Raw genomic sequence first — 11,654 nt, 5'->3', positions numbered from 1 at the left:
GCATGATTACCCTCACAATTCCTGACGCATCAGCCCACGAACTCCTGACGCGCCCCTCACCCCTCAGCGTCCGCACCCAGCAAGAGGATCGGCCCGTGTCTCAGCCGCTCACCGATCAGCGCCAGCGCGCCGAACTGATCGCAGAGCTCTACGACCTCCACGCCGCCGGGTTGTTCGCGTACTGCGCCGACCAGCTCGGCGACCTCGGCTCGGCGTCCGACGTGCTGGTGGCCGTGCTCGGCGGCGTCCCGGCGGCCACCGCGCCGCCGCGCGCCGCGCTCTACGCCTTCGCCCGCCGCGAGATCCACCGGCGCGACGTCGTCTACGCGCCGCCCGCCGTCGATCCGCTCATCGACCCCGCCACCGCGCTCGTCGAGCGCTCCCTGCGCGAGCTGCGGCCCCACCAGCGCGAGGTGCTGGTGCTGTGCGCCGTGTGCGGGCTGAGCAAGGCCGAGCTGGCGTGGGTGCTCGACGTCGCGCCCGACACCGCGGAGGAGCTGGCGGTGGGGGCGGGGCACCGGTTCAGGCAGTCGCTGGGGGCGGCGCTGGCCTCGACCGGCATCCGCGTGCCCAAGCCGGTGGCCGACGTCTACGGCGCGCTGGGGGTGGCGCCGCTGCGTGACGTCCTCGGCCGGCTGCCGTGGCCGCAGCCGCCCGGGGCGCTGCGCATCCACTTCGCCGGCTCCCGTACGGCCGCGCCCGCGCCGCTGTTCGTCAAGCCGCGCTGGCCCAGCCCGCCGGTGTGGCCGCAGCCGCTGGCCGAGGCCGATCCGGCGACCAGCACCGTCATCTTCCCCACCGAGCTGCTGACGCCGCCCTCGTCCGGCCGGGTGGCCGAGCACGAGGCGACCACGGCCCCGATGCCGAAGCTGCGCGACGGGATGCCGCCGCCCCGCGACATCCTGGACCCGGGCCTGCCGCTGCACGACGCGGCGCGACCTGCCTGGCAGTCCGGCCTGCCGGCTCGCGACCCTGGCCTGCCGCTCCGCGATCCGCGCGTGCCGCTCCGCGATCCGGGAGTGCCGCTCCGTGACCCGCTGGGGGAGGCGCCCCGGGAGCGGCCGTTCTTCATGGCGGCGCCGGAGCCGACGGCGGCCGAGCCGTTCGCGACGGGCGACGTGATCCTGCCGAAGGACGCGCCCGATCCGTACATGACGGGTGACGTGCTCGTCCACAAGGGGCCCGCCCGTCCCCTCCCCCCGCCGGGGCGGGCGGCGGAGGGAGGGGACGGGCGGCGCCTGCCGCCACTCGATCCCCAGCCGGCCCCGGAGGAGTTCCTCCGGGAGACCCGGCCCGAGATCCGGTCTGAGCCGCGGCGGGAGGCGGGGGCCGGGTCGCGGCGGCCGTCGCGGGCGGAGGAGCCGGTTCGCGCTCCGGCGGCCCCGCTGTTCCAGCCGCGCGAGAAGCCGGCCGCCGAGCCCGTCTACCGGCTCCCCGAGCGACGCGAGAACCCGAAGGAGTCACACCGGGACCGGCCGGAGCCGCGCAAGGGCCCGAAGGAGGCGCGGAAGGGCGAGGCCGGCGACGGGTTCCGGGACAGGGTGGCCGGCTCTGCCGCGTCCTCAGTGCTGGCGCCGCGGCCGGTGCGGGCCCGTCCCGCTCCCAAGCGCCGCCCCGAGTCCGCGCGCCCTCCGAAGAAGACCAAGCGCCGCAAGGACCGCCACCACGACTGGGTCTGGGAGGTGGCCGGGTTCCTGCTCTGCGTGGCGATCGCGATGATCGTGTTCTTCTCCATGCCGATCTTCGTGGACCCGTGACCCCCTTCCGGCGGACCCGTCTCGGTTCGGGCGCCGGCGTCAGCTCGCCGACAGGATCAGGCCGCTGGTGGGCACGCCGGTTCCGGCCGTCACGAGGACGTTCTCGACGCCGGGGAGCTGGTTGGCGGCGGTGCCCCTGATCTGGCGGACGGCCTCGGCGATGCCGTTCATGCCGTGGATGTACGCCTCCCCGAGCTGCCCCCCGTGCGGGTTGACCGGAAGGCGGCCGTCCAGCTCGATGCCCCCGTCCGCGAGGAAGCCCGGAGCCTCGCCGCGCCCGCAGAAGCCGAGCTCTTCGAGCTGGGTCAGGACGAACGGGGTGAAGTGGTCGTACAGGATGGCCGTCTGGATGTCCGCGGGCGTGAGGCCGGAGAGCTCCCAGAGCCGGCGGCCGACGACGGACATCTCCGGCAGGCCGGTCAGGTCGTCGCGGTAGTAGCTGGTCATCATCATCTGCCCGGCCCCGGCGCCCTGGGCCGCTGCGGAGATCAGCGCCGGGGACCGGCGCAGGTCGCGGGCGCGTTCGGCGGAGGTCACGACCAGGGCCACCGCGCCGTCGCTCTCCTGGCAGCAGTCGAGCAGGTGCAGCGGCTCCACGATCCACCGGGACGCCTGGTGCTCCGCCAGCGTGATGGGCCGGCCGTGGAACCAGGCGGCCGGGTTGGTGGCCGCGTGCCTGCGCATCGCCACCGCCACCCGGCCGAAGTCCTCGGAGGTCGCGCCGTGGACATGCATGTAGCGGCGGGCGAACATGGCCACCCAGGCGGCCGGCGTCATCAGCCCGTACGGCACGTGCCAGCTCATCTCCAGGCCCTGGGAGGTGGGCCGGCCGGTCAGGTCCGCGTTCGGCCGGCCGAAGCGGTGGCCGGAACGCTCGTTGAAGGCCCGGTAGCAGACGACCGTGCGGGCCGCGCCGGTGGCCACGGCCATGGCGGCGTGCGCGACGGTGCCGCAGGCCGCGCCGCCGCCGTACTCGACGCGGGAGAAGAAGGTCAGCTCGCCGATGCCGGTCTCCCTGGCCACGGCGATCTCCTGGTTGGTGTCCTGGGTGTAGGTGACCAGGCCGTCCACGTCGGCGGGCGACAGGCCCGCGTCGTCCAGCGCCGCCAGCACGGCCTCGGCCGCCAGCCGCAGCTCCGAGCGGCCCGACCGCTTGCTGAACTCGGTGGCCCCGATGCCCGCGACCGCCGTCTTCCCCTTCATCGGCCCTCCAGCGTGACGGTGCCGGTGGCGTGGTCGCCCAGGCTCACCCTGCCGCGCACCTCGACCTTGAGCAGGTCGCCGGCGTCGGACACGACGGTGCCGCTGAAGGTGAGGCGGTCGCCCGCGTACGCGGGCACGCCGAGCCTGACGTCGATGCCCCTGATGACGGCGCGGGGGCCCGCCCAGTCGGTGACGTAGCGCTCGACCAGGCCCATCGTGGTCAGGATGTTGAGGAAGATGTCCTTGGAGCCCTGGGCGCGGGCGAGCGCGGTGTCGTGGTGCACGGGGGTGTGGTCCATGGTGGCCAGGGCCGTGGAGATGACCAGGGTGGGCGTGAGGTCGATGGACAGCTCGGGCAGCGCGGCGCCGATCATCGCCCCTCCGGGGCCCACATGGGCAGCACGAGCCGGTCGTCCATCCGGCGGTAGGTCACGCGCAGCGGCATGCCGATCCTCACTTCCTCGATGGGGCAGTCCACGACGTTGCCCACGATCCGTACGCCTTCCGGCAGTTCCACCACCCCCACCACGAACGGCGTCTCCCGCCCCGGCACGGGCGGGTGGTGGTGCACGACGTAGCTGAACAGGGTGCCCGTGCCGCTCGCGACCCGGTGGGTGCGCTCGGCCGAGCGGCAGCGGGGGCAGAGCGGGCCGGGCGGGTGGCGCAGCTCGCCGCAGTCGGCGCAGGACTGGATGCGCAGCTCGCCCTGGCCGGCGCCGTCCCAGAAGAACGCGGTGTCCTGGTTGACGGCGGGCTGCAGGGGGTACGGCGGCAGCTCCGCCGCCTGCTCCTGCGGCTCTGTCTTTTGTGGTGGGCGAAATTTCAGGACACGGAACATCATCTCGGCGACCGGCTCGTCGTCCCCGCTGTACCAGGTGATGTGCCACGTGGCGAAGTAGCCGACGCCGAGAGCCGTCCGCTTCGGGCCCGCCAGGCCGGAGAACCTGGTGGCGGGGGTGAGCAGCTCCCCGACGCGTACGTACCGGTGGTAGGTCTGCTCGCAGTTCGTGGCCACCACGCCCGTGTAGCCGTGCCCGTTGAGCGCGGTCATCATGTCGTCCACCGGCGAGCGCTCCTTCGGCCCCCGGCTCAGCCCCGGCATCGTCCACACCTGGGCCATCGTGGGCGGGGCCAGGCCCTGTTCGAGATAGACCGGGTTCTCGTCGCCCATGGCGGCCAGCCAGTGCCTGATCATGGGGACGTTCACGGGGTCGGCGGCCGGAGCGCCGCGCACCTCGCCCAGCGCCACCTGCTTGGCCGCCAGCTCGCGCAGCTCCTCGTCGGCGTTCTTCGCGCTCCCGGTCATCGCGGCGGCCTCGGCAGGTTCAGGCCGAGCATGGCGATCAGCTCGCGCTGCACCTCGTTCACCCCGCCGCCGAACGTCAGCACGACCGCCCCCTTCACCCCGTGGTCCAGCCGCTCGACGAACTCGGCCGTCTCAGGGTCGGACGGGTCGCCGTACCTGGCCAGGACGTCCCCCACGATCCTGCCGGCCTCCTGCATGCGCTCGGAGCCGTAGATCTTGGTGGCGGAGGCGTCGGGCGCGCCCAGCCAGCCGAGGTCCATGTTGGCGGCCACCTGCCAGTTGAGCAGCTCGTTCGTCCGGAAGGCCGCCCACACCCGCGCCAGCGCCCGCCGCACGTCGGGCTCGGCGTCCAGCCCCGTGCGGGTGGCCCAGGCGTGGAACCGGTCGTAGGTCTGGCCCAGGTTGCCCGCCGGGCCGAGCGTGACGCGTTCGTGGTTGAGCTGGTTGACGATCAGGTCCCAGCCCCGGTCCACCTCGCCGACCACCCTGTTCACCGGCACGCGCACGTCGGAGTAGTAGGTGGCGTTGGTGTGGTGGCGGCCGTCCATGGTGACGATCGGGGTCCAGGAGAAGCCGGGGTCGTCGGTGTCGACGATCATCATGGTGATGCCCTTGTGCTTCCTGGCCTCGGGGTTCGTCCGCGCGGCCAGCCAGATGTGCTGCGCGTAGTGGGCCCCGCTGGTGAAGATCTTCTGGCCGTTGACGACGTAGTGATCACCGTCGAGCACCGCCGTGGTGCGCAGCGAGGCCAGGTCGGTGCCCGCCTCCGGCTCGCTGTAGCCGATCGCGAAGTGGCACTCGCCGGCCAGGATGCGCGGCAGGAACGCCTTCTTCTGCTCCTCGGTGCCGTACTGCATGAGCGTCGGCCCGACGGTCTGCACCGTGATGATGGGGTACGGCACTCCGGCGCGGGCGATCTCGTTGGCGAAGATCTGCTGCTCCAGGGGGCCGTAGCCGCCTCCGCCGTACTCCTTGGGCCAGCCGAGCCCCAGCTTGCCGTCCCGTCCGAGGCGGCGGCAGTGCTCCATGTACGCCTCGCCGAACGGGTCCTCGGCGATCTTGGCGCGATCGGCGGCCGACAGGCAGCTCCCGAAGTACTCGCGCAGTTCGTCCCGGAGCCTGCGCTGCTCCGGGGTCAGGTCGATGAGCATCAGAGACGCGCTCCGATCAGGTCGAGCTGGGCGTCGGCGCCGCCGAGCAGGTGGGACAGGTGCTTGGCCTGGGCGAAGTAGCGGTGCAGCGGGTAGGTCACGTCGAGCCCGAGCCCGCCGTGCAGGTGCTGGCAGGTGTGCAGCGCCTTGAGCGCCTCACCCGCGTGGTACGCCGCCAGCGCCAGGTCCTGCTCGGCCGGCAGCCCCTCGCCCAGCCGCCAGGCCCCCGACCACATGGCCACGTCCAGCGCCCGGCCGGCGATGTAGACGTCGGCGATCTGCATCGTCACCGCCTGGAACTCGGCCAGCGCCCGCCCGAACTGCCGCCGCTGCCTGATGTGCGCGGTGGTCAGCTCCAGCGCCCCGGCCAGCACGCCACTGGCCTGGGCCGCGACCGCCGCCGTGAAGACCTGCCGCGCGTCGGCGACCGCCTCGGGGCCCGCCACGCGTTCGGCGGGCGTGTCGTCGAGCACGACCGTGGCGGCCGGCTCCCCCGTCGAGGTGAACTCGGCCGTCATGACCGGCGACGCCACCAGGAACAGCCCCTCGTCCGCGGTGACCAGCGTCTCCGGCCCCGGATACGGCACCGACACCTTCCGCCCGCTCACCCGCCACGCCTCTTGGGCGGCCTGCGCCGCGGGCGAGGGCGGGCGGGCCGTGGTGGTGGGCGGGTCGGCGAGGTCACGGCCGGGCTCGCGCAGGGCGAGCGTGAGGCGGCCGGCGACGCGCCGCTGCTGCTCCGGGGTGCCGTGGCGGGCCAGGATCAGCGTGGCCGCCAGCGTCGGCAGCGCGGGCACCATGGCCGCCCGGGCGCCCACCTCGCGCAGCACCACGGCCAGCTCCACCGGCCCGAGCCCGGCGCCGCCCGCCTCCTCCGGCACGCACACGCCCATCAGCCCGGCCTGCCACAACCGCTCCTCCCCGCCTTCCCTGGCGAGGACCTCGGCGGCCAGCTTCTTCAGATCCTGCTGGATCTCGTTCAGGTTGAAGTCCACTACGTCTCCAAGAGGTGTTGCCTGCCGTGCCGTACGAACTCCTCCTCGATGCCCTTCACGTCCTCCTCGGTCAGGAGGCGGAACCCGTCGGGGGCGCGCCACCAGACCGGGTCGGCGGTGCGCCACGCCTGGCGGGCGAGCCCGCGCTTGATGACCTTGTGCGAGGGCGTCATGGGCAACTCCCGACAAAGGCGGATATAGCGGGGTAAGGACTTGGCGCCCAGATCGCGGCGGCCGGCCAGGAACCCCGCGAAGGCCGCCGCGTCGAAGCCCCCCTCCAGCACCAGCGCCGCCATGACCCGATCGCCGGCCGCCGGATCGGGCACCGGGTACACCGCCGCCTCCACCACCCCGCCGAACTCCCGCAACGCCGCCTCGATGGGCGCCACCGCCAGGTTCTCGCCGTCGACGCGCAGCCGCTCGGTGCCCCGGCCGGCGAAGAAGACGTGACCGGCGGCGTCCCTGTACGCCAGGTCGCCGGACCAGAACGCGCCGTTCCTGACCCGCTCGGCGTCGGCGTCCGGGTCGTTGTAGTAGCCCTCGAACAGTCCGAGCCCGGCCGTGTTGACCAGCTCGCCGACGGCCTCGTCCGGGTTGAGCAGGCGGCCGTCCTCGATCCGGGCCGGCGGGCACGGCCTGCCGGTCGAGGGGTCGAGGATGTGCACGCCCTCCGGCAGGCGGCCCAGGCAGCCGGGCGGGCCCGAGGGGTCGGGCGTGAGCGAGATCGCGGTCTCCGTCGAGCCGAAGGCGTCGATGACCAGGCAGCCGAACCGCTCCCCGAACCTCTTCGTGGCCACCGCGCCGCCCTCGTTCCCGAAGGCGATCCGCAGCGGGTTGGCGGCGTCGTCCGGGCGCTCGGGGGTGGCCAGGACGTAGGAGAGCGCCTTGCCGACGTAGTGGAGGTACGTGCAGCCGTACCGTCTCACGTCGGGCAGCAGGCCCGAGGCCGAGAAGCGCCGCCGCAGCACCAGCGCCGCCCCCGAGGCCACGGCCGGGGCGTAGGCGGCCATGAGGGCGCCGGAGTGGAACAGCGGCATCGAGCAGTGGACGACGTCCTCGGGGGTGAGCAGCGCCGCCAGGCTCACGCCGGGCACGGCCAGCTTGCGCTGCGTGATCCGGACGGCGCGGGGCCTGCCGGACGTGCCGGACGTGAAGATCAGCATCACCAGCCCACCCGGCTCGGCGACCCTCTCCGCCCCCACGCCACCAACACCCGCGCCCTCCTTCCCCGCGACGCGCTCCCCCGTGGCGGCCTCTCCCGTGGCGGCCTCTCCCGTGGCGACCTCCCCCGTGGCGACCTCAGCCGGCGGCGGTGGATCGGGGGGCAGGGATTCGGTGAGGGGCAGCGCCGGGACGTTCAGGGACCCGGCCACCTCCCGCCCGAGGTTCAGGTAGGGACCGTCGGCCAGGACGAGGGCCACGTCCGTCGCCCGGGCGTCCCGCACCAGCTCCTCGACCGACCGTGTCGGGTTCAGCGCGACGACCACGTGACCGGCCAGGGCGGCGCCGCCGATGAGCAGGAGCAGCTCGGGAACGTTCTCGCTGAGCACCCCGACGTGGGTGCCCGGCCCGCGCCCCGACAGCCAGGCCCCGGCGGCCCGGCAGGCGGCGACGTGCTCGCGCCACGACCAGGTCCGGTCCTCGAACATGATCCCGGGCCGGTCGTCGCCTGCCCGGTCGAGCAGCAGGGAGGCGAGCGTGTCGGCGGTCATCGCTCCTCCAACGTGCGCGGGGATCAGGTGCAGCAAGCGCTAGGTAAACCGAATCGCAAACTAGAACAGATTCTAATAATTGTCCAGCCGGTCATCGTGCCGATATGTGGGGATATACCGGCGTAACGCCCTGGACATGGGGCTTTACGGCCGGTTTGTGACTCGCGAGTAACAAGCCGCGTTATCGAGAAATCAGATAACGTGTTCTCATGCGTACCACGCAGGCGTCGATCGCATCGCCCCCCAGCGAAACCGAGGGGACCATGGAAAGCCACCCCGCGCCGGGCGGGCACAGCGTCCGTACGCGCAGCCAGCACCAACGCCGCAAGCGCATCGTCCAGGCCGCCGCGGCGCTGGCCTCGCGCGGCGGGGTCGAGGCCATGCAGATGCGCACGGTGGCCGAGCGCGCGGGCGTGGCGCTTGGCACGCTCTACCGCTACTTTCCCTCCAAGATGGACCTCGTCGTGGCCGTGGTCGGCGAGGAGATCGACCTGCTGGAGAGCAGCATCGAGCGCCGGCCGCCCGGGGCCGCCACCCCGGCCAGCCGCGCGGTCGACGTGCTCATGCGGGCCACCCGCGGTCTCATGCGCGAGCCCGAGCTGGCCGACGCGCTCATCAGGTCGCTGATCCTGGCCGAGGTCCAGACCCCGTTCGGCGACCGCATCACCGGGCTGCTGCTGCGCGTCTCGGCGGGCGGGCTGACGCTGGAGGAGGCCACGGAGGAGCAGCTCGACCTGGCCGGGTCGCTGGCCAGCGTGTGGGTCCAGGAACTGCTGGAGATGCTGCGCGGGCGGCGCACCTACGACCAGATCCAGCGCCGCATCGAAACCGCCGCCACCCGCCTCCTCTCCGACATCTGACCTCTCCCGCCTCCTCTCCGACAGGGGTGGCCAGGACGTCTGACCTCTCCCGCCTCCTCTCCGACATCTGATTCCTCCCGCCTTCTTCGCCCCCGCCCCTCCTGCCCGCTCCTCACGCCGGCGCCCGGTCTTCCGCCCCTCCCGCCGGCCGTTTGGTCCTTCTCACTGAGGCCGGCCCCTTCCTGCGTATGCGGTGCCGGTCCCCCGTCGGGAAGCGCTCGGCCACGCGGACGGCCCACAGTGCGCGCGTTGCGGCGGGCGACCACTGAAGGGTCAGCGGGCGTGTTCCTGGAAGGTCCTCAGCCGGAGTGCGGCGGGTGGCGGGCAAGGTGGCGAAGCCGTACAGGAAGGAGGAACACAGACGTGACGACGGCGGGACAGAGACGCGGCGACGGCGGGACAGAGACGCGGCAACGGGGGGAAAGGGACGCGGCGACGGCGGAAAAGGGCCGAGGTAAAGGTTTTGCGGTTCTGTCGGTGCGTGCGGCTATACAGGAGGCATGACCGACAAGCCGACGAACGAGGATTTCCTCCGGCTGGCTGATCCGATGCGCCGCGAGCTGCTGGCGCACTGCTACCGCATGATGGGCTCGGTGCACGACGCCGAGGACCAGGTGCAGGAGACCTATCTGCGCGCCTGGCGGGCCTATGACAACTTCGAGGGGCGCTCCTCGCTGCGCACCTGGCTCTACCGCATCGCCACCACCACCTGCCTGACCGCGCTGGAGAGCCGCGGCAAGCGCCCGCTGCCGACCGGGCTGGGCGCGCCGAGCCTGGAGGCGACCGCGCCGCTGGCGCTCGACGCCGAGGTGCCGTGGCTGGAGCCGATGCCCGACGCGAAGGTCGGCGCAGGCGGCGCGGGCGGCGACGACCCGGCCGCGATCGTGACCTCGCGGGAGAGCATCCGGCTCGCGCTGATCGCCGCGCTGCAGCACCTGCCGCCCCGGCAGCGCGCGGTGCTGATCCTGCGTGACGTGCTCAGGTGGAAGGCCGCCGAGGTGGCCGAGGCCGTCGGCACCTCCACCGCCGCGGTCAACAGCGCCCTGCAGCGGGCCAGGGCCCAGCTCGACGAGGTCGCGCCGAGTCTCGACGACCCGGTGGAACCGCTGTCGGCCGAGCAGCGCGCCCAGCTCGACCAGTACGTCGCGGCGTTCGAGAACTACGACATCGACAGCCTGGTCGAGTTGTTCACCGAGGACGCGATCTGGGAGATGCCGCCCTACACGGGCTGGTACCAAGGCCCGCAGACGATCGTCGACCTCACCAAGATCCACTGCCCCGCCAAGGCCCCGGGCGATCTCAAGCTGGTGCCGATCGCGGCCAACGGGCAGCCGGCCTTCGCGCTCTACTTCCGCCGGGGCGACGTCTACACACAGTTCGCCATCGCGGTGCTGGCCTTCTCCGGCGACCGGATCGGCCACGTCGCGATGTTCTTCGAGGAGTCGCTGTTCGAGGCGTTCGAGCTGCCGGCGAAGTGGGAGGGTTCCGAAACAAAGTAGAACGCGTTACAGTCGCGCCAGAGCGTCGTTCTGGAGGCGGCTATGGGCACACCGGTGATCGTCGAGGCCGTACGCACTCCCATCGGCAAGCGCGCGGGCTGGCTGTCCGGGCTGAAGCCGCAACAGGTTCTGGCCACGGCGCTGAACGGCCTCGTCGAGCGGGCCGGCCTCGATCCCGGGCTCGTCGAGCAGGTCTTCGCCGGCTGCGTCACCCAGGCCGGCGAGCAGGGCGGCCACGTCGGCCGCTACGCGTGGCTCTACGCCGGGCTGCCCCACCGGACCGGCGTCACCACGATCGACGCCCAGTGCGGCTCCTCGCAGCAGGCGGTGCACCTGGCGGCGGCGATGATCGCCGCGGGCGCGATCGAGACCGGCATCGGCTGCGGCGTCGAGGTCATGAGCCGCGCGCCGCTGGGCAGCAACGTGCTGCCGGCCAGCCCCCGGCCCGACGACTGGAGCATCGACCTGCCCGACCAGTTCACCGCCGCCGAGCGGATCGCGCGGCGGCGCGGGCTGACCCGCGAGCGGCTCGACTGGTTCGGCGCGCGTTCGCAGCAACTGGCCGGCAAGGCGTGGGCGGACGGGCGGTTCGAGCGGGAGATCATCCCCGTCGGCGACGTGCGCAGGGACCAGGGGTTGCGCGAGACCACCGCCGAGGGCCTGGCCCGGCTGAAGCCGGTGGTGGAGGGCGGGCTGCACACCGCCGGCACCTCCTCGCAGATCTCCGACGGCGCGGCGGCGGTGCTGGTCATGAGCGAGGAGGCGGCGCGGCGGCACGGGCTGCGCCCCCGGGCCAGGATCCTGGCGCAGGCGCTGGTCGGGGCCGAGCCGTACTACCACCTGGACGGGCCCGTCGACGCCACCGCCCGCGTGCTGGAGACGGCCGGGATGACGATCGGCGATCTCGACAGGTTCGAGGTCAACGAGGCGTTCGCCTCGGTCGTGCTGTCCTGGGCGAGCGTGCACGAGCCGGACCTCGACCGGGTCAACGTCAACGGCGGGGCGATCGCGCTCGGCCATCCCGTGGGCGCCACGGGGGCGCGGCTGATCACCACCGCGCTGCACGAGCTGGAACGGTCGGACTCGGCCACCGCGCTGGTCACGATGTGCGCGGGCGGCGCGCTGGCCACGGCGACGATTCTCGAACGCGTCGGCTGACCGGGTAGCCGGT

General features: G+C 73.0%; 10 protein-coding genes. 4 read left to right on the top strand and 6 right to left on the bottom strand.

Annotated features, from left to right (window positions below):
• Positions 1-95: 95 nt before the first annotated feature.
• Positions 96-1,757 (top strand): RNA polymerase sigma factor, encoded by a 1,662-nt coding sequence (locus IO39_RS18725; protein WP_043624494.1) that lies wholly within the window; start codon positions 96-98, stop codon positions 1,755-1,757.
• 39 nt (positions 1,758-1,796) lie between these two features.
• On the opposite strand, the gene IO39_RS18720 is transcribed toward IO39_RS18725, so the two are convergent.
• Genes IO39_RS18720 through IO39_RS18695 form a run of 6 tightly spaced genes read right to left on the bottom strand, consistent with a single transcriptional unit; the run spans position 1,797 to position 8,124 of the window.
• Entirely contained in the window at positions 1,797-2,960 is a 1,164-nt protein-coding gene (locus tag IO39_RS18720) for a lipid-transfer protein (protein ID WP_043624492.1), read from the bottom strand.
• Entirely contained in the window at positions 2,957-3,334 is a 378-nt protein-coding gene (locus IO39_RS18715) for a MaoC/PaaZ C-terminal domain-containing protein (RefSeq protein WP_052423058.1), read from the bottom strand. Before IO39_RS18715 ends, IO39_RS18720 begins: the two co-directional genes overlap by 4 nt.
• Positions 3,331-4,266, bottom strand: a complete 936-nt coding sequence (locus IO39_RS18710) for a bifunctional MaoC family dehydratase N-terminal/OB-fold nucleic acid binding domain-containing protein (RefSeq protein WP_084773069.1) — start codon at positions 4,264-4,266, stop codon at positions 3,331-3,333. The genes IO39_RS18715 and IO39_RS18710 overlap by 4 nt, the downstream gene beginning before the upstream one ends.
• Positions 4,263-5,417: an acyl-CoA dehydrogenase family protein gene (locus IO39_RS18705; RefSeq protein ID WP_043624488.1), complete on the bottom strand. Its 1,155-nt coding sequence runs from the start codon at positions 5,415-5,417 to the stop codon at positions 4,263-4,265. The genes IO39_RS18710 and IO39_RS18705 overlap by 4 nt, the downstream gene beginning before the upstream one ends.
• Complete coding sequence (locus IO39_RS18700) at positions 5,417-6,412, bottom strand: acyl-CoA dehydrogenase family protein (protein WP_043624486.1); 996 nt, start codon at positions 6,410-6,412, stop codon at positions 5,417-5,419. The genes IO39_RS18705 and IO39_RS18700 overlap by 1 nt, the downstream gene beginning before the upstream one ends.
• The gene (locus IO39_RS18695; protein ID WP_043624483.1) at positions 6,412-8,124 is read right to left on the bottom strand and encodes an AMP-binding protein; all 1,713 of its coding nucleotides are present in this window, start codon (positions 8,122-8,124) and stop codon (positions 6,412-6,414) included. Before IO39_RS18695 ends, IO39_RS18700 begins: the two co-directional genes overlap by 1 nt.
• Positions 8,125-8,387: 263 nt before the next feature.
• Here IO39_RS18695 and IO39_RS18690 point away from each other — a divergent pair, with 263 nt between their 5' ends.
• The 3 genes from IO39_RS18690 to IO39_RS18680 all read left to right on the top strand — a co-directional run bounded on the left by IO39_RS18690 (position 8,388) and on the right by IO39_RS18680 (position 11,641).
• The gene (locus IO39_RS18690; protein WP_052423057.1) at positions 8,388-8,984 is read left to right on the top strand and encodes a TetR family transcriptional regulator; all 597 of its coding nucleotides are present in this window, start codon (positions 8,388-8,390) and stop codon (positions 8,982-8,984) included.
• A gap of 500 nt (positions 8,985-9,484) precedes the next feature.
• Complete coding sequence (locus IO39_RS18685) at positions 9,485-10,483, top strand: sigma-70 family RNA polymerase sigma factor (RefSeq protein ID WP_043624476.1); 999 nt, start codon at positions 9,485-9,487, stop codon at positions 10,481-10,483.
• Positions 10,484-10,525: 42 nt separating this feature from the next.
• A complete protein-coding gene (locus tag IO39_RS18680) occupies positions 10,526-11,641 on the top strand; it encodes a steroid 3-ketoacyl-CoA thiolase (protein ID WP_043624474.1) in 1,116 nt (371 codons plus the stop codon).
• Positions 11,642-11,654: the final 13 nt, after the last annotated feature.

The sequence above is a fragment of the Nonomuraea candida genome (assembly GCF_000725485.1).
Taxonomy (GTDB): Bacteria; Actinomycetota; Actinomycetes; order Streptosporangiales; family Streptosporangiaceae; genus Nonomuraea; species Nonomuraea candida.
This window is presented reverse-complemented; position numbering and strand designations above follow the sequence as displayed.

What these genes read in the sequence shown, in the direction of transcription:
- IO39_RS18710 (WP_084773069.1), bottom strand. Translation starts at nt 4,266, where the DNA reads ATGACCGGGAGCGCGAAGAACGCCGACGAGGAGCTGCGCGAGCTGGCG.
- IO39_RS18720 (WP_043624492.1), bottom strand. Translation starts at nt 2,960, where the DNA reads ATGAAGGGGAAGACGGCGGTCGCGGGCATCGGGGCCACCGAGTTCAGC.
- IO39_RS18715 (WP_052423058.1), bottom strand. Translation starts at nt 3,334, where the DNA reads ATGATCGGCGCCGCGCTGCCCGAGCTGTCCATCGACCTCACGCCCACC.
- IO39_RS18680 (WP_043624474.1), top strand. Translation starts at nt 10,526, where the DNA reads ATGGGCACACCGGTGATCGTCGAGGCCGTACGCACTCCCATCGGCAAG.
- IO39_RS18690 (WP_052423057.1), top strand. Translation starts at nt 8,388, where the DNA reads ATGGAAAGCCACCCCGCGCCGGGCGGGCACAGCGTCCGTACGCGCAGC.
- IO39_RS18695 (WP_043624483.1), bottom strand. Translation starts at nt 8,124, where the DNA reads ATGACCGCCGACACGCTCGCCTCCCTGCTGCTCGACCGGGCAGGCGAC.
- IO39_RS18685 (WP_043624476.1), top strand. Translation starts at nt 9,485, where the DNA reads ATGACCGACAAGCCGACGAACGAGGATTTCCTCCGGCTGGCTGATCCG.
- IO39_RS18705 (WP_043624488.1), bottom strand. Translation starts at nt 5,417, where the DNA reads ATGCTCATCGACCTGACCCCGGAGCAGCGCAGGCTCCGGGACGAACTG.